Genomic DNA, 22,256 nt, shown 5'->3' on the forward strand with positions numbered 1-22,256 from the left:
AAAGGAAATGTCGCGCCGCTATGGAGCCGGGCGATCACGGAAGACGTGACGGCGGGAGAGGGTGAAATTGGCCCCCAATCCGGCCACCGCACCGGCTGCGAGCGGGAAGACAGGGTTGCGCGCGCAGAAGGGAATGAACAGGCAGAAGGCGAAAACCGTTCCGCGATTGAGGCAGAATCCCGCACTGTTGGCGGCAAGGAAGCGCAGCCATTGCGCGAGGATATGATGCTGGCGACCGAGGCCGCGAAAGGTCCAGACGCGGTGCAGCAGCCAGTTGAGCGTGGCCGCGACGAAATAGCCGCTTAACAGGGCGATTGTCAGACCGGTCAGGGGGCGCAGCAGATAGACCGTCGCCGTATCCCAACCGAATCCGAGTCCGCCGACCAGGCCGAAGCGTAGAAACTGGGCGAAAGAGTGCGGCATGAGGCTGGAACTGCCTGCTGATGAAGAAATGCTCCGGCTGCCGCGGAGGCGGAGAAGCCGGAAAAGCGAAAAGGGCGCCGAAAGGCGCCCTTTTGCATCACCGTCTCTCCTGCCGAGGCAGGAGAGGATCGGATCATCCCTGCGATCAGCGAAGGATGATTTCGACGCGACGGTTCTGCGGCTCGCGGGTGTTCGGGCCCGTCGGCACCAGCGGGTGCGATTCGCCATAGCCGTGGATGTCGATCACCGTGGCGGGAACGCCATCGCGGATCAGCTCGGCCTTGACGGACTGGGCGCGACGGATCGACAGACCCATGTTGTAGCGCTCACCACGCGGACCGGGATGGGCCGCCGAGTTGTCGGTGTAGCCGTTGACCTCGATGCGCGTCGTCTGGACGTGGGTCGAAGCCTGGGCGGCCTGCGCGACGATCTCACGAGCGCGCGGGGTCAGGTTCGACTTGTCCCAGTCGAAGAACACCAGGTAGGTGCGGGCCGGAGCCGGAGCCGGCGGCACGACGACGGGAGCCGGCGGCGGCGGCGGCGGAGCCGTGTTGAACGCGTAACGCAGACCCAGAATGAACTGGTGGCTGAAGTTCTCGTTGATATCGGCATTGCCCTTGTGCACGCCGGTGCTGTTCCACGACGTCGAGTTGTAGGCGCCGTTGTAGAACGTCTGGCCGATCATGCGGTATTCGACTTCGAGAGCCAGGCCCGGCACGTTCGGAATGTCATAGGCCGCACCGACGATGCCCTGATAGGCGAAGCTGCCGTTGGTGCCGCCCATGCGGTTCACGGCACCGTTGGTGTAGGCCGTGGTGAGCGGGCTGTAGTGCTGCCACAGGTAGCCGGCGCCGACGCCGACGAAGGGCGTGACCGGCACGTTGATGCCGAACCGGGCCAGATCGATGTCATAGAGGACGTTCACGAAACCGCCGTAGGAGTCGGAATGGCCGCTCGTCGTGCCATTGCCCCAGGTGGGACGGCGGTGGTTGAAATTGTTGTAGTTATAGACACCCTCGATTTCCACACGCAGGCCGTTGCCGAAGCCCCAGCCGAACGAGCCGAAGCCCGTGAAGCCGTCCTTCGGACGGTAGCGTGACGACGTCCCGCCGTTACCCGTCGAGCCGTCGGCTTCGGTCGTCGGCGAGAAATGGGTGTGCTGCTGCTGGACCAGGTTATAGCCGCCGCCGAGATCGACGTAGGGGCCGGTTATGGTGCTCGCCGAGGCGACCGCCGGAGCGACCGCCAGGGACGTCATCGCAAGAAGTGCAGTGCGGAGACGCATCTATTTTGTCCTCAATAATTCATCCATTCGAGACTGCCGTCATTGTCCCTGGCGGGACGCGGGCAACAGCCTCAGCGTGATGCATAAGTGCGTATAGATCGCCCGGTTCCTCCGGTGAAAGCTGATTGCGGGCCATACGGGTCATTACCTGACGACCCGTGGCCAAACTGCAACAGTTTATTCCGGCGAGAAGACGAACGCCCTATCGGGGCACGCTGTCTCTCTACCCGGAGCCGGTTCGTGACGCCAGTCGAACCGGATGACTATTTGAGAAAATATATTTCAGACGCTGCATCCTTCGGTCCGCAGGAAGGTGCGGACCTGATCCATGGAGATATCGCGGGTGGTAAAACAGTCGCCGATGTCCTGAATAAGGACGAGCGCAAGACGACCGTCGCGCATTTTCTTGTCGCGTCCCATGGCGGCGACCAGCCAGTCCGCGCTCAGTTGGAGAGGGAGCCAGTCCAGTCCCGCGGGCATCCCGTTGTCGCGCAGATGCGAATCCAGGCGCGCCAGTACATGGGGCGGGCAAATGCCGAGCGATACCGAAAACGCGGTGGCGAGGTGCAGGCCGATGGATACGGCCTCGCCATGGAGAAGCCGCCCGTCATAGCCGAACCAGGCTTCCAGCGCGTGGCCGAAGCTGTGGCCGAGATTGAGCAGGGCGCGGCCTCCCTCCGCCGCCTGCTCGTGCTCGTCGGCCTGCACCACGGCGGCCTTGAAGGCGCAGGCGCGGCGCACGGCCTCGATCTGGGCCTCGGGATCGCCCGAGAGAACAGCGGCGCCGTTCGCCTCGCACCAGGAGAAGAACGCCTGCCCGTCGATCAGCCCGGCCTTGACGATCTCGGCATAGCCCGCGAGTCGTTCACGCGGCGGCAGGGTGGCCAGGGCGGAGGTGTCGGCCAGCACCATCCGCGGCTGGTAGAAGGCCCCGATCAAATTCTTGCCCCCCAAGGCGTTGACGCCCGTCTTTCCGCCAACCGAACTGTCCACCTGCGACAGGAGGGTCGTCGGAATCTGTATGAAGGGCACGCCGCGCAGGGCCGTCGCGGCGACGAAACCGGCGAGATCGCCCACCACTCCGCCGCCGAAGCCGATGACGGTCGTGTGGCGCTCGATTCCCTCGCTGACGATCGCATCCACCAGCGCGCCGTAGCGGGCGAGGGACTTGGAGTCCTCCCCGGGCGGAACGACATGGGTCGTCACGGCGACGCCGGTGGCGTCCAGCGACGCGGCGAGACGCGGGAGATGCAGCGCGGCGACATGCTCATCCGTGATGACGACGGCGCGCTTCTGCGGCAGGACGGGCGCGATCAGCGCGCCGGCGCGGGAGATCACGTCCGGCCCGATGATGACGTCATAACGATGCGCGTCGAGTTCCACCGGAACGCGCACGGGATGGTCGTAGCGCGCGAGGGCCTCGAGCACACGCTGGGCGCTGAGGTCCACGCTGTCGTCTCCGCAATTCACGATGATGTCTGCCTCAGCATAGAAGGGATGCCGTTTCGCCTGAAGGTCGGCGAGGATGGTGGCCGGATCGCCCTGGGCGAGCAGAGGCCGGCCGGCGCGCCCGCTAAGGCGCCGGGTGAGCACGTGCAGCGTCGCGCGCAGCCAGAGCGAGCGGGAGCGGCTCCGGATCGCTTCGCGCGTCCGCGCGTCCATATAGGCCCCGCCGCCGGTGGCGAGGACGCAGGGCGGCCCGTTGAGTAGGCGCAGGATGACGCGGCGCTCGCCGTCGCGGAAGGCCGGCTCGCCGAGACGCGCGAAAATCTCGGGAATGGAGCAGCCTGCCGCGTGTTCGATCTCGCTGTCCGCGTCGATGAACGGCAGGCCGAGACGCGCGGCGACGCGGCGGCCGATGGTGGTCTTGCCCGCGCCCATGAGGCCGACCAGCACGAGGATTCCGCTCTGCGGGAGGGCCCTCAGGGCGGCTTCGGTCAGGTGACGCTGCTCGGATGCGGCGGTCGGGGTGACGGGGCGTGACATTCGTCAAGCCTTACCATAGAGGAAATCCGGCTGCCATGTGCGGCATTTGCCTGAACCAGCCCAATTGTCTGAACCAGTCCATTCTTTCGGAGCCGTCATGACTCTCACCCCGCTCAAAGTCGCCGCCGGACTCGGCGCGTTGTTCCTGCTGGTGATCGGCGGCGGCTTCCTGTGGCTCGGCGCGCCCGGAACGCCGCCGGTGCCGCAGATGGTCCATCATGATCTGCCGCCGGAGCGCTTCGTCGCGCCCGCTCAGGCGACTCTGCCTCAGGCGACCCTGCCCGCCCTGCCGTTGCCGCCCGCTCCCGCCGCACAACCTGCCGCCGCGCAACCGGGCGCGGGGCACTGAACGTCTTCAAGACGGCGGGAAATGGACCGGCATGTCGAGGCGTTCCTGGAAATGATGGCGGCGACGCGCAATGCCGCGCCGCGGACGCGCGCCGCCTATGCGGCGGATCTGCGCGCCTTCGCCGCCTATTGCGTGGGGCGCGGGCTTGAGACCGATCACGCGCTGATCCGCGCGGATGCGGGGTGCGTGCAGGGGTATATGGCGCGCTTGGCGGAAGAAGGGGTGTCGGCCCGGACGGCCGCGCGGCGTCTCTCCTGCCTGCGGCAGTTCTATCGCTTTCTTCTGCGCGAGGAACGGCGGTCCGACGATCCGACGGCGCGGGAGCGCGCGCCGAAACTGGCGCCGGCCCTGCCGAAGGTGCTGTCGGAAGCGGAGGTGGCGCGGCTGATCGAGGACGGGTCCGTCGGGCATGAGGATCCGCGTCGCGATCTGGTCGCCCGGGCGGCGATCGAGCTGCTCTATGTGACCGGGCTGCGGATTTCCGAACTGCTGTCCCTGCCGTCCTCGTTGTCCCGCAGCGCCGCGCCGATGGTGCTGGTGCGGGGCAAGGGCGGCCGGGAACGGCTGGTGCCGGTGTCCGACGGCGCGCGGGAGGCGGCGCTGGCGTTGGCGCGGCATGATCGGGGGCTCGGCAGTCCGTGGCTGTTTCCCGGGCGCGATCCGTCGCGGCCGCTGACCCGGCAGGGATTCGACAAGATCCTGCGGCAGGCGGCTCTCCTGGCGGGACTCGATCCGGACCGGGTGACGCCGCACGTCCTGCGTCACTCCTTCGCGAGCCATCTGCTCGATCGGGGGGCGGATCTGCGGGCCTTGCAGATGCTGCTCGGCCATGCGGACATCGCGACGACGCAGATCTACACTCACGTCATGAACGAGCGGCTGCGCCACGCCGTGGCACGTCATCATCCGCTGGGGAACGGGTAGCGTCTCGGTCCGGAAGCCCGGGAGTCACATCGGGAAGACGGGACGGATTGTTGAACGAGGGGAGGGCGTGCTATCTGCGCACCCCATGCGTCAATATCTCGATTTCGAAAAGCCGGTCGCCGAGCTGGAAAACAAGATCGCCGAACTGCGTCAGGTGGGGCAGGACGGTGACGGCATCAACATCGCCGACGAGGTGGCCAAACTTTCGGAAAAGGCCGACAGGCAGCTCCGCGCGGCATATGCGAAGCTGACGGCGGCGCAGAAGGTGCAGGTCGCCCGTCACCCGCAGCGGCCCAAGACGCTGGATTATTTCCGCGAACTGCTGACGGACTACACGCCGCTGGCCGGAGATCGTCTGGGGCATGAGGACCGGGCGGTCGTCGGCGGGCTGGCGCGGTTTCGCGGCACGCCGGTCATGGTCATCGGGACCGAGCGCGGCTTCGACATGGAGTCGCGGCTGAACCATAATTTCGGCATGGCGCGGCCGGAGGGCTATCGCAAGGCGCAACGCCTCGTCCAGCTTGCCGGGCGGTTCGGCCTGCCGGTGCTGACCTTCGTGGACACGGCGGGCGCATGGCCCGGAATCGACGCGGAGGAGCGGGGCCAGGCGGAGGCCATCGCGCGTTCGACGGATACGGTGCTGCGCGCGCCCGTGCCCGTCATCGCCACCATCATCGGCGAGGGCGGCTCGGGCGGCGCGGTGGCGCTTGCGGCGGGCGATCGCGTGTTCATGCTCGAACATTCGATCTACTCGGTGATCTCGCCTGAGGGCGCGGCCTCGATTCTCTGGCGCGATCCCAAGCAGGCGCCGGCCGCGGCCGAGGCTCTGAAGATCACGGCGCAGGATTTGCTGGCGCTCAAGCTGATCGACCGGATCATCCCCGAGCCGGTGGGCGGCGCGCAGCGGCTGCCGCAGGAGGTCATCGCCGCGGTGGGCGACGCGATCGCGGCGGAACTGCCGGATCTGGTCGGGGTGGACGCGTCGGCGCTGGTGATGCGGCGACGCGAGAAGTTCCTGGCGATGGGACGCGACGGGGCGGCCTGACCCCGCCTTCGACGAGAGGCGGCGGTCAGAGGCCGCTCTTGGCGCCTGTGTCGCTTTCGTCGAACGGGACATGGCCGGGCGTCACGATTTGCGCGATGTCCCGCAGGATGGCGTTCGCCACGCCGGGCGCGGGTTTGGCGGCCTGATCCGTCACGAAGACGAGGGCGGTCACGTTGCTTTCAGGGTTGAGCCAGGCCGCGGTGTTATAGCCGGGCAGGCCGCCCGTGTAGCCGAACCAGCCGTTTCCGCAGCCGATCCCGAGGCCGAATCCCAGATCGCCCTGGCCGGTCGGCAGGCATTGCAGTCTCTCCTTCTGGGTGGCTGGGCTGTTGGTCTTGCCCCTCACGTAGAGATCGACCCAGTGACGCATGTCCTCCAGGTCGGAAATCATGTTTCCAGCCGCCTCCATGAGGGAAACGGGGACGGTGTTGCTGACGTCCTTCCATGTTGAATGCGGGGAACCGGCCGCATAGCCGTGCGCCCAGGGCGTGGGCATCTCCATCGTCGCCGGGTAGAAGGTGCGCGCAAGGCCGAATGGCTTGAGCAGGCGATCTTCCACCTCGGATTTGACGCTGTGGCCGGTCACGGACTCGATGACGAGGCCGAGAAGAAGATAATTCGTGTTGCTGTAATGATATCCCTTGCCGGGTGCGAAAACCGGCTTCTGCTGCACGGCCCAGCGGACGAGCTGGCGCGGGTTCCATTGTGAATCCGGCGGTACGTCCTCTTTCAACTGCGGAACGTCATAGACCTCGAACAGGCCGCTGCGCATTTGGCAAAGCTGACGGATCGTCATGTGATCGGCGTCGGGCACCTTCACGCCGATATCGAACCGGCTGAGCGGATCGTCGAGGGACAGCCTGCCTTCGTCGACCAGTTGCAGCAGAACGGTCACGATAAAGGTTTTCGTATTGCTTCCGATGCGCACATAGTCATCGGGGCTGAACGGCGCGCCGGATTTGAGGTCGCTTTTGCCGAATCCCTTGACGAATGAATGGCCGGACCCGTCCCATACGCCGACGAGCACGCCGGGGACCGTTCCGCCCGCGCCATAGACCTGCCTTTCATGGGCGACGGCCTGGATGATGCGCTCGCGCACCGTCTGGTCATTGACGGAAACCGGGGCCGCGACAGCGCCGGGAGTGGTGACGACGAAAAATCCGGCGAGAGCGACGAGCCGCCAGAGCATGGCACATTCCTTTCCCGTACGTTTGCGGAGCTTTCCACTTTTTTACGGGATTGTAATTTGAATCTGGTGGTCCTGACCAGCCCGCGCCGATTCGGGGCGAGGAACACGTATCTCCCGTTCGCGGCGGAACGGGAGATTTCTAAATCGTATCGGCCGGTTCGCCGGAGATCGGCACGTGACCCAGCGTGGCGATGAGGTCGCGGATGCGGTCGGCGGCTGCCGCGACGCGTTGGGCGTCATATCCTTTGGCGACGAGACTGGCGCCGCGCTGGCCGTCGGGGCGTTCGAAAGGATAGGAGCCGAGATCAAGGTCAGGGAATGCGTCCTGAAGAGCGGCGAAACCGTCGGCAAGCGTGCCTTCGCGCAGGCCGACGGCATGCCACGCGGCGGAGACCAGCGGAGCGCCGCCCTTCAATGTCGGGGCCAGCGCGCGGAACATGGCCTGCATGACGCGGGGAATGCCTGCCAGGACGTGGATATTGGCGATGGAAAAACCCGGCGCCACGGAGACCGCGTTCGGAATGGGCGCCGCGCCGCGCGGCAGCATGGCCATGCGCTGGCGGGCGGCGTTGAATTTGTCGCGTCCGATCGCGTCCTGAAGCAGACGGAAGCTTTCTTCATGGATTTCGAGCGGGAGGCCGACCGCCTCGGCCACGCAGGCGGCGGTGATGTCGTCATGGGTGGGGCCGATGCCGCCGGTCGTGAAAACGTGATCGAACCGGGCGCGGCAGTCGACGATGGTGTTGACGATGCGGTCCCGCCGGTCGGGGATCACGCGCACTTCGTCCAGAGCGATGCCGATTTCGCCCAGACCCATGGCCAGAAAGCGGATATTGGCGTCCTGGGTCCGCCCCGAAAGGATTTCGTTGCCGATGACGAGCAGGCAGGCGGTGACGGTCATGATGCGTTGTCCCGGAGCGATGATGGAGCCAGAATGGGGAGGGTAGGCGTCTCCCGCGCGGGGTTCAATCATGCGGCGACGGTGGCATATGGCGACGGCGGGGTCCGGTCGTGAAAGGGTGGTCGATGGTGGAGAACAGGGCTGCGCCGCGTTGCGTGCTTGATCTCAAGGCGGTTCTGGGGGAGGGGCCGGTCTGGCTGCCGCGGGACGGGACGGTCTGGTTCGTCGATATTCCGCAGGCGAGGATTCACCGCTTCGAGCCGGGAAGCGGGGCGCACCGCACATGGAACGCACCGGACCGGGTGGCTTTTCTCCTGCCGTTGGAAGACGGAGCGTTCCTCTGCGGCATGCCGGATGGCCTGCGCCGCTTCGATCCCGTGACGGGTCTGTTTTCCCCGCCACATACCGTGGAAGCCGACCTGCCGGGCAACCGGCTGAATGACGGGACGGTGGATGCGCTCGGGCGTATCTGGTTCGGCTCGATGGATGATGCCGAGCAGGAGGCGTCCGGCGGGATCTACGGCATCGCCGCGAGGGACGGGACGTTGCGCGTCACCCGGTATGATCAGGGCTATGTCGTCTCCAACGGTCCGGCCGTCTCGCCGGACGGGCGGACGCTTTATGCCTGCGATTCGTCCCGTCAGACGATTTACGCCTTCGACATCGCCGATGACGGTCGACTGGTGGAAAAGCGGCTCTTCGCCCGGCTGGAGCAGGGATATCCGGACGGCATCACGGCGGATTCCGAAGGGGGACTGTGGTGCTGCGTCTTCGGCGGCGGCAGGGCGATGCGTTTCGCGCCGGACGGGTCGGTGACGGATGTGGTGCCGTTTCCCTGCACGTATGTCACCAAGCTGGCGCTGGGCGGGGAGGACGGGCGCACCGCCTACGTGACCACGGCGCGGCGCGATCTCACGCCGGAGCAGGCGGCGCGGGAGCCCACGGCCGGAGGCGTGTTCACCTTTCGCGTCACCGTGCCGGGACAGGTGCAGCGCAGCTTCAGCATGCAGGCGGGTCACGGGCTTCCCACGGGCGACCGTCCTTTGGCGGGATAAGGGAGGAGCCCCGCGTCAGGGCACGCTCCTCCCACCCGGAATTCAGGCCGGTCGGGGCTGCTAGAGCAACTCCCGAAGCAGCGGAATCAACGGCTTGTCCGGCTCCGGCATGGGGTAGTCCTCCAATCTGGAGGCGTCTACCCAGGCGAGTTCCTGGCCTTCGCGCGGCTGCGGAACGCCATGCCAGCGGCGGCAGAGATAGAGCGGCATCATCAGGTGAAAGCGACCGCAATCCTGCGAGACGAAGGTGAAGGGAGCCACGCAGTTCGCCGCCAGATCGACGCCGAGTTCCTCGCGGAACTCGCGGATCAGCGCCTGTTCCGGGCTTTCCTGCGCCTCGACCTTGCCGCCGGGAAATTCCCAGAGACCGGCGAGAGGCTTTCCCTCCGGACGGCGGGCGAGAAGGACGCGCTGAGCACTGTCGATCAATGCGGCGGCGACGACGAGCAGGGTGCGGCGCGGCGTCGCCGCCGGCTCCGCGGGGGCGGGTTCCGGCGTGATGGCGTCGCGGGTGGCCGTGAAGAGCGTGACGGGATGATCGCCGCCGCGCGAGAGAAAGGGCTGACGGCCCTGGCCGCTGTCGCTGAAGCCGATCCGGCGCAGGACGGCGGCCGAGGCGGGATTGTCGAATGCCACGAAGGCCGTGAGCCGCTCGATCGGCAGGCTGGCCATGGCCCAGCGCGCGGCGCGCCCGGCGGCGAGCGTCGCCAGCCCCTGCCCCCAATGGTCGCGCCCCAGCCAATAGCCGAGGTTGGCTTCCCGGCGTGACCTGTCGAGGGAGACCCCCACGCAGCCGATCAGCGCGTCGTCGCGGATGACGGCGAAATGGAACGCGCTGCCCTCCCCGGCCTGACGGCGCGTATCGGCGATCCAGGCGTCGGCGAGATCGCGCGGATAGGGGAAGGGCGGGCGGCTGAGCATCCGCACCACGCTCCAGTCGTTGATGAGGCGATGCAGGTCGGCGGCGTCGGTCTCTTGCAATGCGCGCAGGGTGAGGGGGCCGGCGGAGAGGGTCGGGCTCACGGCGTGGCGGCGTCCTCGCGGACAGGGGTGCCGGCCGGAGGAACGCCGCAGCGGCGCAGCAGGGCGCGCAACGTGTTGATGACGGGGAAGACCTCCTGATTCCTGTCTCCGCCCAGTTCGCGCCAGGCCTGTTGCTCAAGCTCGACGATCTCGCGATCCTCGGCGAAGATGCGGTTGGTGAAGCAGATGAAGAGCGGCCAGGCGAGTTCCAGCGCGCCCTTGAGTTTCGGACGGCGGATGGAAAGCAGGCCGAACACGCGGCTGGTGAGTTCCTCCGCGTCCTGCGGGGTATAGACGATCCAGAGATCCATGACCGGCGGGGCGTCGCCGGTGGCGATCCGCAGTGTCTGGTAGGGATATTCCGTGCGGATCGTCATGACGTCGCGGTGCTGGTCCTTCTCCGCCGTGCCGCGCCGTTCGCCGAAGACCAGCGCTTCACCCAGAGGCTGCTTGCCGCCTGTACGGGCGAAGCTGTAGCGCGCCTCGACGAGATCGGGCTCGTCCCTGCCGCCGAGATAGCGCGGCTTCATCATGCCCATCTGCTTGGAGTGCATGAACTGATGGTTCATATCCATCAGGTTCTCATGCATGAAACTGTAGTGACAGCGGACGAGCTTGCCGAAGCGGCGGGTCTTGTATTCCGCGTCGGCGGCGCGGCCGAGCGCGGGCAGGGGCGTGGTTTCCGCCTTCGCCGGATCGCCCGGAAACACGAAGATCAGCCCGTCCTTCTCGCGGCAGGGATAGGTCTTTACACCGTTGGGCAGCTTGCCCTTGCCGAGATAGGGGACGTCGATGCAGCGGCCCGACCGGCCATAGGCCCAGCCGTGATAGCAGCATTTCACCGCCTCGCCCTCGACCACGCCCTTGCTCAGCGGCACCTGCCGATGCGCGCACCGATCCTCCAGCGCGAAGACCGGCCCTTCCTGCGGGCGGACGAGGGCGATGGGATGGCTCGCATAGCGCGTGCCCAGCGTCTTGCCGCGCCGGAGTTCCCGCGACCAGGCGACGGGATACCAGTGATCCGGATTGCTGCGCACGCGCCGCAGGTCGATCCCATGCGAAGACCTGTCGTCTTCCCGCTGCCCGGAGGTGTGGAGCGGATGCACGTTCTCGACGGCAAGGTTCTGGATCATGATCTTCCTTCGCGAAGAACGCCGCCGGAATGGCGGGTTCCGGTCCATTCACGTCCGGTCATGGGGGCCTGTCGAGTGAGTGACGGGCGGCGCTCCCGGAAGCGGGCCCATCAAAGGAGATCGCGGCCTCATGCGCAAGGTCGGGATGGGGGCCGTCTCGCGATATTGCGTCGCCCGGTCACGGTGACGGCGTTTCGACGGCGAGTTCGGCCGTCAGCGCGTCGATGAACTGCGCGGCAACCCGCCCCGAGCGGCTGCCGCGTTCGAGCGCCCACTGCACGGCGCGGCGATGCAGCGTTTCCCGCGCGACGGGCAGGGCCCGCGCCTGGGCATAGGCGTCCACGATCGCGAGATAGATGTCCTGACCCGCGCCGTGCAGGCCGATCCAGAGGCCGAAGCGGTCCGACAGGGAGACTTTCTCCTCGACCGCTTCATGCGGATTCAGCGCGGAGCCGGATTCGTTCTCCACCGCGTCGCGCGGCATGAGATGCCGGCGATTCGATGTGGCGTAGAAGAGCACGTTGGCCGGGCGGCCCATGATCCCGCCATCGAGCACCGATTTCAGTGATTTGTAGTCCGCGTCCTGACTCTCGAAGGAAAGATCGTCGCAGAAGACGAGGAAGCGGCGGTCGGAGGCGCGGAGGAGAGCGAGCAGGCGCGGGAGAGTGGCGAGCTCGTCGCGCTGGATTTCCACCAACACAAGGGCGTGAGGCGTTTCGCGATTGACGGCGTCGTGTGCGGCCTTGACGAGCGAGGATTTGCCCATGCCGCGCGCGCCCCAGATCATGACGTTGTTGGCGGGACGCCCGGCGGCGAAATGGCGCGTGTTCTCCAGCACCAGCCGGGTCTGACGCTCGATGCCGCGCAACAGGCCGAGGGGAACTCCGGCGACCTGAGCGACCGGGACGAGTCCGCCCGAATCGCCCTGCCACACGAAGGCGTCGGCTTGGCTTAGCCATTCCGAGGTCGGGGGCATCGGCGCGATGCGGTCGAGCGCCGCCGCGATGCGCGCGGTATGTTCGGCAAGTTGTTCCATCCAGCCCAGTTCCATTGTGGCGGTCTTCTCCTTGGCTTGACGAGATCGCTGCGGAAATTATGGTCCGCAACCGGTCGGGGCAAGTCGCCCCTCTCCCAACCGTCCCTCACGGGCTGAAAGCGCATCATGAACAGCGGGATTATATCGTTCCTGCCGATGATCCTCGTGTTCGTCGTCTTTTATTTCGTTCTCATCCGCCCGCAACAGAGCAAGCAGCGCGAATTGCGCGCGCAACTCAATGCTCTCCGGCGCGGCGACCGCATCAAGACGTCGGGCGGTCTCATCGGCACCGTCCAGCTCGCCCGCGAGGGCAGCAGCGAGGTGGATGTCGAAATCGCGCCCGGCGTGAAGGTGCAGGTCGCGCGCGACAGTATCGCCAGCGTGCTGTCGAGCAGCGGGAAGGCTCCGGCCGATACCGGCAAGCAGTGAGTCCGGGGGCAGGTGAAGCGCGGGGGCGGTCCTCCCGCGCTTCGGTCCAGATCAGGCCGGCTTGACGGGTGCGGGCTTACGCCGCGGCGAGTTCGGCTTCGGCGAATTCGTAATTCGCGAGCTTGTCCAGATAGTTGGTGATGTAATCCGGGCGGCGGTTCCGGAAATCGAGATAGTAGGCGTGCTCCCACACATCGAGGCCCAGCAGCGCGCGACCCTGACCTTCGGCGAGGGGGTTGGAGCCGTTCGCCGTCTTGGTGACGATCAGCTTGCCCGCAGGGGACAGGACGAGCCAGGCCCAGCCGGAGCCGAACTGCGTGGTGGCGGCCTGTTTGAAGGCGGTCTTGAAGGCGTCGAGGCTGCCGAAATCCTCGTCGATCTTGCTTGCGAGCTTCGTCGGCACCTTGCCGCCCGTGGGCGAAAGATTCTTCCAGAACAGGATATGGTTCCAGTTCTGGCCGGCATTGTTGAAGACCGGGGCCAGGGCGGCGTCACCCTTCACCGAGAGGATGATCTCTTCGAGGCTCTTGCCCTGAAGCTCCGGCTTGCTTTCGACGAAGCCGTTCAGCGCCGTGACATAGGCCTGATGGTGCTTGTCGTGATGCAGTTCGAGCGTTTCCTGGCACATGCCGGCGGCTGCCAGCGCGTTATAGGCGTAAGGGAGGGGAGAAAGTTCGAAGGCCATGGACGCCTCTCCATTTGCTCAATCCGGCGCGCGGCGGGAATGCCGGTGCCTGTCCTCTGGCAGCTATGGATGCGGGCGCGATCCGTCAAGCGCAACCTGCTCCGGGCGTGATAACGTTTGCGGGCCGGCCGCGTTGCACGGCGCGGCGTAAGCCTGGGGCATGGACGCCATCGCGCTCATGCGGTAACGGCGGGCAGAGGGACGTCGCCGGGCAAGGGGTGATCGGGCACGGCGCGGCCGAGCACGGTGGCGATGCGGAGCAGAAGCGGGCGCAGCGCCGCCAGAGCGCGCGGCTGGAGCGGGTGCGGATTGTCGGCGAGGATCAATCCGTCGGGCAGCGTGATCATCCGGCCGGGCCGGAAGGGCACGCGATGCAGCGGCATGCCACACGCCTCCAGCAGTGCCAGATGGGCCGTCACCCCGAGAGCGAGAGCGACTCGCAGATCAGGCATGACGCCGAGCTGACTGCGCAGAAGTGCACGGTCCGGGTCGGGGATGCGCATGGGGATCGGGCGCGCATCCGCCGATGGCGACAGGCTGAGAAGCTCCGTCGGGGCGCCCTTTCCGCCGCAGGCCAGACCGTGCGTCTCCAGCATGTCGAGCAGCGCCTTGTGGCGGCCGGGGGGCAGGCTGCCCAGCGTCACGAGAACGAGTTCCACCCCGCTGGCCTCCTGCGGAAAGGGAGCGTCATGTCCCGAGGGACTGCGCGCGATCCAGGCCGGAGAGGGTGGAGTCGAGGAAAGAGGGGGGGGAGGTTGGGTCACGGTCAACTCGTCTCGTCGCTTTGAAGGTCGGCCGGATGCCGGACGGGGATGGCCCGCGGTCGGGACTCGGGTTGCTGGCGCGTGAAATGACGCGCCACGTCGCCGAGTTCCACGAATCGGTCCACCTGCCGACGGAGCTCGTCCCCGATCATCGGCGGCGAGGCGCGCAGGGATGAGATCGCGGTCACGCGCACGCCCCTTCTCTGCACGGCCTCGACCGCGCGGCGCAGATCGGCGTCGCCGGAAAAGATCACGGCGTGGTCGATTCGCTCCGCGAGTTCGAGCAGGTCAACGGTCAGTTCGACATCCATGTTGCCCTTGATACGCCGACGTCCTGAATAATCCGTAAACTCCCGCGCGGTTTTCGTGACCAGCATATAGCCGTTATAGGCGAGCCAGTCGGTCAGCGGCTTGAGGGGGGAATAGTCCTCCGTTTCCGGCAGGGCCGCGTAATAGCAGGCCCGCAGCAGGCGGCAGCGCTCGCGGAAATACTCCAGCAGCGAGCGATAATCGACATCAAATCCCAGAGCCTTCGCGGCGAAATACAGGCTCGAGCCGTCGATGAAGACGACGGTGCGTTCGTCCTTGTGCAGCATGAAATGTCTTTCAAAATCTTATTTTATGAAATGTTCGAAATGCGAATGACGCAGCCCGGCCCAAACCGCCCGACACATGTCCCGGCGCATGGGAGACGCGACTTTACGCGCGAGGCGCCGAATGTGGAATGAGGCGAGTCGTGTTTGCGCGGACGGGTCTTGTGTGGTACACTCAGCCGCTTATATCCTTTGCTTGTCGAGTTGTGTGGGGGTCGGCCGTCATGGCGCGCGTTACTGTCGAAGATTGCATCCAGAAGGTTCCGAACAGGTTTGAGCTGGTTCTGCTCGCCGCGCAGCGGGCGCGGGGCCTGTCGCGCGGTGAGGAGATGACACTGGATCGCGACAACGACAAGAACCCCGTCGTCGCCCTGCGCGAGATCGCCGAGGAGACGGTGCTGCTGGATAACCTGCGGGACGGGCTGGTGCGTTCGCTCGCCCGTGCGCCGGAGCCGGAGCCGGTGGATGAGGAAGTCATGGACCTGATCCCGACGGATCAGAATATTTTCGGCCTTCAGGACGTCTCCAACGAGGAGGAGCAGGCTCATCTGGCCGATGGGCTGTCGCAGGACGAGATCGAGGCCCTGGCCCATGAGGGGCGCGCGCGGCGCTGATCCGCCTGACGGCGTCCGGCGGCGTGGACTCGACGGCACGGGGAGGCGTCTGAACTGGGTGAGGGAGGTGGCGAGCTGATGTCCGAGACTCTCTCGCCCCGGGATCAGACCTCGGGGGTCTCTATCGCGGGGCTGCTGCGGCGCGTCGAAGCCTATGCGCCGGACGCCGATCTCGATCTCATCCGCCGCGCCTTTGCCGTCGCCGAGGAGGCGCACGGCAAGCAGGAACGCGATAACGGCGATCCCTACATCACGCATCCGGTCGCGGTGGCCAATATCCTCGCGGGTTTCCGGATGGACCCCGCCTCCATCGCCGTCGGCCTGCTGCATGACACGGTCGAGGATACCGGCGTTACGCACCAGCGTCTGCGCGCGGAGTTCGGCGACGACATCGCCGGGCTCGTGGACGGGGTGACGAAGCTGACGCGGCTCGAACTGCAATCGAGCCGCACCAAACAGGCCGAGAATTTCCGCAAGCTCGTTCTGGCGATGTCGCGCGATATCCGCGTGCTCATCGTCAAGCTGGCGGATCGTCTGCACAACATGCGGACACTGCATTATGTCGATCGCGCCGACCGGCGGCAGCGCATCGCCCGCGAGACCATGGACATCTATGCGCCGCTGGCCGAGCGCATCGGCATGGACCGGGTCAAGACCGAGCTTCAGAATCTCTCCTTCGCGCAGCTCGAACCCGAGGCGGATGCGACGATCCGCGCGCGGCTGAACTATCTTCGCGGCCACGGCGCCGACGTGATCGAGGAAATCCGGCGCGAGCTGGCGCATCTGTGCAAGGATGCCGGCATCGAGGTGATGGAAGTCACCGGGCGGGAGAAATCGCCCTATTCGATCTGGGCGAAGATGCAGAAGCGCAATGTCGCCTTTGAACAGCTTTCCGACATCATGGCCTTTCGCGTGCTCGTGCCGTCGCGCGATGCCTGTTACATGGCGCTGGGGGCGATCCACGGCGCCTATCCGATGATCGCCGGGCGGTTCAAGGATTACATCTCCACCCCCAAGGCGAACGGCTATCAAAGTCTTCATACGGGGGTGACGCTGCGTCATCCGCGCAACCAGAAGATCGAGGTGCAGATCCGCACGCCGGAGATGCACGATCTGGCCGAGAACGGCGTGGCGTCGCACTGGGCCTACAAGGATCGTCCAGGCGGCGCGGCGAGCGACAGCGAAGTGGTGGCGCTGGGCCTGCACAAGCTGCGCTGGGTGCAGGATCTGCTCGAAATTCTCGAGGATTCCGACGCGCCGGACGAGTTCCTCGAAAACACCAAGCTGGAACTCTATCAGGACCAGGTCTTCTGCTTCACGCCGAAGGGGCAGTTGATCTCCCTGCCGCGCGGGGCGACGCCGGTCGATTTCGCCTATGCCGTCCACAGCCAGGTCGGCGATACCTGCGTCGGCGCGAAGATCAACGGGCGGCTGATGCCGCTGCGCCACGAGTTGCAGAACGGCGATCAGGTCGAGATCATGACGGCGCGGGGCGGCACGCCCTCGCCGTCCTGGGAGCGGTTCGTCGTGACCGGCAAGGCGCGGGCGCGCATCCGCCGTCATGTGGCGTTGCAGCAGCGCCAGACCAATATCGACAACGGTCGCGCCGCGCTGGCCAAGGCCTTCCGTCAGGAAGGCGTCGATGGCAGCGAGAAGGTTCTGGAGTCGCTCCTCAAGGAACTGCGGCAGCCGACGGTCGAGGATCTCTACGTCGCGGTCGGGAACGGGCAGGTCGGTCCGCGCGACGTCGTCAACGTGGCCTATCCCGAGCTGCGGCAGGCCCCTCGCGCGCCGCGCATGGTGCCGGGCCTGCCGCCGCGTCTGGGAACGGGTTCGCTCGGCACCCGGTCCTCGGGGTCCGGCGGCGCGGGCGCGGTGCTGACCGGCGTCGGGCCGGGGATTGCGACGCATTTCGCCGGGTGCTGCCATCCGCTGCCGGGGGACCCGATCGTCGGCATCATCGCGCAGGGCAAGGGAATCACGATTCATACGAGGGATTGTCATAATCTCGGCAGTTTCGCGGCCAGCCCCGAGCGTTTTCTGGAGATCGACTGGGATTACGAGGTGCTGGCGCGCGACAATGCGGGTGCGCCGCATGTCGGGCGGGTCAGCGTGGTGGCGGTGAACGAGCCTGCCGTGCTGGCGACGCTCACCAACACGGCCTCCAAGCATCACGGCAGCGTGCTGAATCTCAAGATCGTCAACCGTCAGCTCGATTTCATGGAGATTCTCGTCGATCTGGAAGTGCGCGACCTGCGTCATCTGGCCACGCTGATCGCCGCCTTGCGCGCCGCGCAGGGGGTGATGCAGGTGGAGCGGGCGAAGGGCTGATCGTGATTCTCGGCATGGGGTCCGATCTCTGCGACATCAGGCGTATCGAACGCAGCATCGCGCGTTTCGGCGACCGTTTCCTCGAACGCGCCTTCACCCCTGTCGAACGCGCCTATGCGGATCGGCGGAGCGGGATGGCGCGGATCGGAACCTACGCCAAGCGCTGGGCGGCGAAGGAGGCCTGCGCCAAGGCGCTGGGAACCGGCTTCAACAACGGTGTGTTCCTGCGCGACATCGGAGTGCGAAACCGCCCGGGCGGCGCGCCGATGCTGGAACTGACAAACGGGGCGCGGGCGGCGCTCGGGCGGCTGGTGCCCGCGCGGATGCAGGCGAGCATCGTCCTGACCATGACCGACGAAGTGCCCTACGCCATGGCGCAGGTGCTGATTCAGGCGCTCCCGGCGGAGGGCATCGCCACAGGCACGGTGATGGGCTAGAACCCCGATCATCATGAACAGGAGACAGAACGACATGACCGGGCTGCCGGCTGATACGGGCAACGAGGCGTCTTCAAGCAACGACATGGCGCAACGTGAGACGCCCGCCGAACTGGCGCGCTTCATCATCGTCTGGTTGCTGGTGATCGTCTGCGTGCGGTCCTTTCTCATCGCGCCGTTCAACATTCCCTCAGGGTCGATGATCCCCACGCTGCTGGTGGGCGACTATGTCGCGGTCACGAAATTCGACTACGGTTATTCGCGTTTCTCGCTGCCTTTCGGCGTCGATCTCTTTTCCGGGCGCGTTTTCGCGCGGGCTCCGCATCGCGGCGATGTGGCGGTGTTCCGGTTCACCAAGGACAACTCGGTCGATTACATCAAGCGGGTGATCGGGCTGCCCGGCGATCATGTGCAGGTGAAGGCGGGCGAACTCTATCTCAATGGCGAGAAGGTGCCGCGCGTGTCGATGGGCCCCTATGCGGCCTATGACGAGAACCGCACGCGACTGGCGGGAATCCGCTACGAGGAGACGCTGCCGGGGAGCGGCGGCCGCGGGCCGGTGACGCACCAGATCCTCAAGCTGACCGATGACGGGCAGCAGAATGATACGCCGGAATACATCGTGCCGCAGGGCACGTTCTTCGCCATGGGCGATGACCGCGACGACAGCGCGGACAGCCGCTTCCAGGGCGATGATCCGGAAGATCTCGGCTATGTTCCGATGCAGAATCTCGTCGGCAAGGCGCGGTTCGTGTTCATGTCGATCGATGCGCGCCATCCGCTCTGGCAGGTCTGGGAATGGCCGTTCGAGGTGCGATGGACACGGCTCTTCTCGTCCATCCATTGATGGAGCGCGGCTTTTGATGGAGACTGGCGGAACGCTCGATGCCTTGCAGGAGCGGCTGGGGCATCGTTTTCTCCGGCCGGAATTGCTGGAGCATGCGCTGACGCATCGGTCCGCCGTTTCCGCGCGCCATCCGCGCCGGAGCCGGGCGGAGACGGTGCGGATTCGCGACACCGCCTCGAACGAGAGGCTTGAATTCGTGGGCGACCGGGTTCTGGGCCTGCTCGTGGCGGAATGGTTGCTGGAGCATTTTCCGGACGAGCCCGAGGGAGGGCTGGGGCCCCGCCATGCCCATCTCGTCTCGCGCACGGCCCTGGCGGGAATCGCGGAAGAGATCGACCTGCCCGCGGCGCTGAAGATCGCGGCGCATGAGGAGCAGGCGGGCATCCGGCATCTGGCGAACGTGCAGGCCGACGCGCTGGAGGCGGTGCTGGGCGCGCTTTATCTCGATGCGGGGCTGGAGCCGGCGCGGCGCTTCGTGCAGCGATACTGGCGCCCCATGATGGACGGGCAGATCGAGCCGCCCAAGGACCCCAAGACGGCGTTGCAGGAATGGGTTCTGGGGCGCGCGGCCAAGTTGCCGGTCTATGAAACCCTGTCGATGGACGGTCCGTCCCATGCGCCGCATTTTACCGTGGAGGTTTCGGCGATGGGCGAGACCGGGCGGGGCGCGGCGGGCAGCAAGCGGCAGGCGGAGAGTGCCGCGGCCTCGGATCTGCTCGGGCGGTTGCAGGCCGGCTCCGTCGGGCGGGCGACGGCCGGGATGAAACTCCGCCCCCGCCGTCCGCGTCAGGGGATCGCGCCGGTGAAGGAAGGAGAAAAGTCATGACAAGCCGCTGCGGATTTGCCGCGCTCGTCGGTGCGCCGAATGCGGGCAAATCGACGCTGCTCAACCGCATGACGGGGGCGAAGCTCTCCATCGTCAGCCCCAAGGCGCAGACGACGCGCTTTCGCGTGCTGGGCGTGGTGATGCGTGGCGGGAGCCAGATTCTGCTGGTGGATACGCCCGGCATCTTCAAGCCGCGCCGCAAGCTGGATCGCGCCATGGTCGCGGCGGCGTGGACGGGGGCGCAGGACGCGGATATCGCGGTGCTGCTGGTGGACGCCAGGGCTGGTCTGCGCGAGGAGGCGCGGGCGGTGATCGAGGCGCTCGCGGGGCAGAAACGTCGTGTCTGGCTGGTGCTCAACAAGACCGATCTGGTCTCGCCGGACGTGCTGCTGCCGCTGACGCGCGAGATCACCGACATGATCGCGGTGGAGCATGTCTTCATGCTCAGCGCCCGGACGGGGGACGGGGTGGAGGATCTGCTGGAGCGGCTGGCCGAAGCCATGCCGGAAGGGCCGTTCCTCTATCCCGAGGACGATCTGACTGACCTGCCGGACCGTCTTCTGGCCGCCGAGCTGGTGCGGGAGCAGATTTTCTTCCAGACGCAGGAGGAGGTGCCCTATCAGGCCACGGTCGAGACGGAAAGTTTCAAGGAACGTCCCGACGGGTCGGTGCGCGTCGAGGCGACGATCTATGTTTCGCGCGCGGGGCACAAGGCGATTCTGATCGGCGAGGGTGGGAAGCGGATTCGCGCCATCGGCGAAAAGGCGCGGCTGGAACTGGCGCGACTGCTGGACCGGCCCTGCCATCTCTTCCTGAACGTCAAGGAACGCGCGGGATGGGACGAGGAGCGGGCGCGGCTCCGGGCCATCGGCCTCGACGACGAGGGGTAGTGTCTCTTACTTGTGAACTCCCGACGCGGACGATAAGACAGGACAGGATTGCTTCCCTTCATTCCAAGGACCAGACGAGGCCGATGACCGATCCGATTGACGTCGCAGACCCTGCCGCTCACGCGTGTCGCCGTGTTCTGCTCAAGGTGTCCGGGGAGGCGCTGATGGGCACCGGCTCCTTCGGCATCGAGCCCGCCATGGTGGAGATGATCGCACGGGACGTGGCGGAGGTGGCGCAGGCGGGGACGCAGGTCTGCCTCGTGATCGGCGGCGGCAACATCTTCCGGGGCGTGGCCGCGGCCGCGAAGGGGATGGATCGCACGCAGGGCGACTATGCCGGGATGCTCGCGACGGTCATCAACGCGCTGATGATGCAGAACGCGCTGGAGCGCGTCGGCGTGGATACGCGGGTGATGTCCGCCATCCAGATGTCAGCCATCGCCGAGCCCTATATCCGCCGCCGTGCCGTGCGGCACATGGAGAAGGGGCGGGTGGTGATCTTCGCGGCGGGGACAGGTAATCCGTTCTTCACCACCGATACCGCCGCCGCCCTGCGGGCGAGCGAGATGGAGTGCGACACGCTGTTCAAGGGAACGCAGGTGGACGGCGTCTATTCCGCCGATCCGCGCCGCGATCCCGCCGCCACGCGTTATGACAGCCTCACCTATATGGACGTGCTGGCGCGCGATCTGAACGTGATGGATGCCGCGGCAATCTCGCTGGCGCGGGAGAACAAGCTGCCGATCGTCGTCTTCAACATCCACTCTCCCGGCGCCTTTCCGGCGGTGATGCGCGGCGAGGGAGCGTTTACCCGTATCGTCGCAACGGAATAGAACCCCGCGACGGGATGTCAGACTGAGGAGAGCCGGTTATGTCCGCCGATCTGAACGAGTTGCTGCAAGATCTTACGCGTCGCATGGACGGCGCGCTGGAGAGTCTGCGGCGTGATCTGTCCGGCCTGCGCTCGGGCCGGGCGAGCCCGAACCTGCTGGAGCCGGTGCGTGTCGAAGCCTATGGCGGCGAGGTGCCGCTGAGCCAGGTCGGCACCGTGGCCGTGCCGGAGGCGCGGATGCTCACCGTCTCGGTCTGGGACCGGGGGCTGGTCGGCGCGGTGGAGCGGGCGATTCGCGACGCGGGGCTCGGGCTGAATCCCGCCGCGGACGGGCAGACGGTGCGCGTGCCGATTCCGCAACTGACCGAGGAGCGACGCAACGAGCTGGCGCGCGCAGCAGGTCGCTACGCGGAGAACGCGAAGGTCGCGGTGCGCGGCGTGCGGCGTGACGGCATGGATCACGCCAAGGGCTTCGAGAAGAAAAGCGAGATCAGCCAGGACGACATGAAGGCCTGGTCGGACAGCATCCAGAAGCTGACGGATCAATACGTGAAGCGCATCGACGAGATTCTGGCCGACAAGGAAAAGGAAATCCGTCAGGTCTGACCGACCGCGACGGTTTGCCTCATCCTCATGCCCCGCAGTTCATTGCCTGCGCC

At 66.4% G+C, this 22,256-nt stretch carries 24 protein-coding genes; 13 read left to right on the forward strand and 11 right to left on the reverse strand.

Annotated features, from left to right (window positions below):
• Positions 1–18: 18 nt before the first annotated feature.
• The 3 genes from EDC31_RS04540 to aroB form a co-directional block, all read right to left on the reverse strand.
• The gene (locus tag EDC31_RS04540) at positions 19–423 is read right to left on the reverse strand and encodes a GtrA family protein (protein ID WP_052512628.1); all 405 of its coding nucleotides are present in this window, start codon (positions 421–423) and stop codon (positions 19–21) included.
• A gap of 145 nt (positions 424–568) precedes the next feature.
• Entirely contained in the window at positions 569–1,708 is a 1,140-nt protein-coding gene (locus tag EDC31_RS04545; RefSeq protein WP_042062054.1) for an OmpA family protein, read from the reverse strand.
• Positions 1,709–1,990: 282 nt separating this feature from the next.
• On the reverse strand, positions 1,991–3,694 hold the full coding sequence (aroB, locus tag EDC31_RS04550; protein WP_052512627.1) for a 3-dehydroquinate synthase: 1,704 nt from the start codon (positions 3,692–3,694) through the stop codon (positions 1,991–1,993).
• A gap of 97 nt (positions 3,695–3,791) precedes the next feature.
• On the opposite strand from aroB, the gene EDC31_RS04555 reads away from it, so the two are divergent.
• The 3 genes from EDC31_RS04555 (at position 3,792) to EDC31_RS04565 (ending at position 6,012) form a co-directional block, all read left to right on the forward strand.
• On the forward strand, positions 3,792–4,043 hold the full coding sequence (locus EDC31_RS04555; protein WP_052512626.1) for a hypothetical protein: 252 nt from the start codon (positions 3,792–3,794) through the stop codon (positions 4,041–4,043).
• Positions 4,044–4,064: 21 nt separating this feature from the next.
• On the forward strand, positions 4,065–4,967 hold the full coding sequence (locus tag EDC31_RS04560) for a tyrosine recombinase (RefSeq protein WP_042062053.1): 903 nt from the start codon (positions 4,065–4,067) through the stop codon (positions 4,965–4,967).
• Positions 4,968–5,052: 85 nt separating this feature from the next.
• Positions 5,053–6,012 carry an acetyl-CoA carboxylase carboxyltransferase subunit alpha gene (locus tag EDC31_RS04565; RefSeq protein ID WP_042062051.1) on the forward strand — a complete coding sequence of 320 codons (960 nt, stop codon included), beginning with the start codon at positions 5,053–5,055 and terminating at the stop codon, positions 6,010–6,012.
• A gap of 25 nt (positions 6,013–6,037) precedes the next feature.
• On the opposite strand, the gene EDC31_RS04570 is transcribed toward EDC31_RS04565, so the two are convergent.
• On the reverse strand, positions 6,038–7,201 hold the full coding sequence (locus EDC31_RS04570; RefSeq protein ID WP_052512625.1) for a serine hydrolase domain-containing protein: 1,164 nt from the start codon (positions 7,199–7,201) through the stop codon (positions 6,038–6,040).
• A 139-nt stretch (positions 7,202–7,340) separates the two neighbouring features.
• Positions 7,341–8,102, reverse strand: coding sequence for a competence/damage-inducible protein A (locus EDC31_RS04575; protein ID WP_042062049.1), 762 nt, complete (start codon positions 8,100–8,102; stop codon positions 7,341–7,343).
• A 125-nt stretch (positions 8,103–8,227) separates the two neighbouring features.
• On the opposite strand from EDC31_RS04575, the gene EDC31_RS04580 reads away from it, so the two are divergent.
• Positions 8,228–9,157: an SMP-30/gluconolactonase/LRE family protein gene (locus tag EDC31_RS04580; protein WP_042062047.1), complete on the forward strand. Its 930-nt coding sequence runs from the start codon at positions 8,228–8,230 to the stop codon at positions 9,155–9,157.
• Positions 9,158–9,217: 60 nt separating this feature from the next.
• Here EDC31_RS04580 and EDC31_RS04585 read toward each other — a convergent pair whose 3' ends face one another.
• From EDC31_RS04585 to EDC31_RS04595, 3 genes are all read right to left on the reverse strand, one after another.
• A complete protein-coding gene (locus tag EDC31_RS04585) occupies positions 9,218–10,180 on the reverse strand; it encodes a bifunctional GNAT family N-acetyltransferase/(deoxy)nucleoside triphosphate pyrophosphohydrolase (RefSeq protein WP_042062046.1) in 963 nt (320 codons plus the stop codon).
• Positions 10,177–11,313: an aromatic ring-hydroxylating oxygenase subunit alpha gene (locus tag EDC31_RS04590; RefSeq protein ID WP_081797923.1), complete on the reverse strand. Its 1,137-nt coding sequence runs from the start codon at positions 11,311–11,313 to the stop codon at positions 10,177–10,179. Before EDC31_RS04590 ends, EDC31_RS04585 begins: the two co-directional genes overlap by 4 nt.
• A gap of 178 nt (positions 11,314–11,491) precedes the next feature.
• Positions 11,492–12,364: an ATP-binding protein gene (locus EDC31_RS04595; protein ID WP_239641761.1), complete on the reverse strand. Its 873-nt coding sequence runs from the start codon at positions 12,362–12,364 to the stop codon at positions 11,492–11,494.
• A gap of 111 nt (positions 12,365–12,475) precedes the next feature.
• Between EDC31_RS04595 and yajC the strand changes: the two genes are divergently transcribed.
• On the forward strand, positions 12,476–12,778 hold the full coding sequence (yajC, locus tag EDC31_RS04600) for a preprotein translocase subunit YajC (protein ID WP_042062045.1): 303 nt from the start codon (positions 12,476–12,478) through the stop codon (positions 12,776–12,778).
• Positions 12,779–12,854: 76 nt separating this feature from the next.
• Here the strand turns inward: yajC and EDC31_RS04605 are convergent, their stop codons facing one another.
• The 3 genes from EDC31_RS04605 to EDC31_RS04615 form a co-directional block, all read right to left on the reverse strand.
• The gene (locus tag EDC31_RS04605; RefSeq protein ID WP_042062044.1) at positions 12,855–13,463 is read right to left on the reverse strand and encodes a superoxide dismutase; all 609 of its coding nucleotides are present in this window, start codon (positions 13,461–13,463) and stop codon (positions 12,855–12,857) included.
• A 176-nt stretch (positions 13,464–13,639) separates the two neighbouring features.
• A complete protein-coding gene (locus tag EDC31_RS04610; protein WP_132126931.1) occupies positions 13,640–14,227 on the reverse strand; it encodes a uracil-DNA glycosylase family protein in 588 nt (195 codons plus the stop codon).
• A 2-nt stretch (positions 14,228–14,229) separates the two neighbouring features.
• Positions 14,230–14,823, reverse strand: a complete 594-nt coding sequence (locus EDC31_RS04615; protein WP_042062041.1) for a LabA-like NYN domain-containing protein — start codon at positions 14,821–14,823, stop codon at positions 14,230–14,232.
• A 221-nt stretch (positions 14,824–15,044) separates the two neighbouring features.
• Between EDC31_RS04615 and rpoZ the strand changes: the two genes are divergently transcribed.
• From rpoZ to frr, 8 genes are all read left to right on the forward strand, one after another.
• Complete coding sequence (rpoZ, locus tag EDC31_RS04620; RefSeq protein ID WP_042062038.1) at positions 15,045–15,434, forward strand: DNA-directed RNA polymerase subunit omega; 390 nt, start codon at positions 15,045–15,047, stop codon at positions 15,432–15,434.
• Between the two features lie 78 nt (positions 15,435–15,512).
• On the forward strand, positions 15,513–17,765 hold the full coding sequence (locus EDC31_RS04625; RefSeq protein WP_042062036.1) for a RelA/SpoT family protein: 2,253 nt from the start codon (positions 15,513–15,515) through the stop codon (positions 17,763–17,765).
• A 2-nt stretch (positions 17,766–17,767) separates the two neighbouring features.
• On the forward strand, positions 17,768–18,202 hold the full coding sequence (acpS, locus tag EDC31_RS04630) for a holo-ACP synthase (RefSeq protein ID WP_042062035.1): 435 nt from the start codon (positions 17,768–17,770) through the stop codon (positions 18,200–18,202).
• Positions 18,203–18,236: 34 nt separating this feature from the next.
• The gene (gene lepB / locus EDC31_RS04635) at positions 18,237–19,049 is read left to right on the forward strand and encodes a signal peptidase I (RefSeq protein WP_042062033.1); all 813 of its coding nucleotides are present in this window, start codon (positions 18,237–18,239) and stop codon (positions 19,047–19,049) included.
• 16 nt (positions 19,050–19,065) lie between these two features.
• The gene (gene rnc / locus EDC31_RS04640; RefSeq protein ID WP_081797922.1) at positions 19,066–19,875 is read left to right on the forward strand and encodes a ribonuclease III; all 810 of its coding nucleotides are present in this window, start codon (positions 19,066–19,068) and stop codon (positions 19,873–19,875) included.
• Positions 19,872–20,765 carry a GTPase Era gene (gene era / locus EDC31_RS04645; RefSeq protein WP_042062030.1) on the forward strand — a complete coding sequence of 298 codons (894 nt, stop codon included), beginning with the start codon at positions 19,872–19,874 and terminating at the stop codon, positions 20,763–20,765. Before rnc ends, era begins: the two co-directional genes overlap by 4 nt.
• A gap of 83 nt (positions 20,766–20,848) precedes the next feature.
• Entirely contained in the window at positions 20,849–21,598 is a 750-nt protein-coding gene (pyrH, locus tag EDC31_RS04650) for a UMP kinase (protein ID WP_042062029.1), read from the forward strand.
• A gap of 38 nt (positions 21,599–21,636) precedes the next feature.
• Positions 21,637–22,203, forward strand: a complete 567-nt coding sequence (gene frr, locus EDC31_RS04655; protein WP_042062027.1) for a ribosome recycling factor — start codon at positions 21,637–21,639, stop codon at positions 22,201–22,203.
• Positions 22,204–22,256 lie beyond the last annotated feature (53 nt).

Source organism: Acidomonas methanolica (genome assembly GCF_004346035.1).
In the GTDB taxonomy this organism is placed as follows: Bacteria; Pseudomonadota; Alphaproteobacteria; order Acetobacterales; family Acetobacteraceae; genus Acidomonas; species Acidomonas methanolica.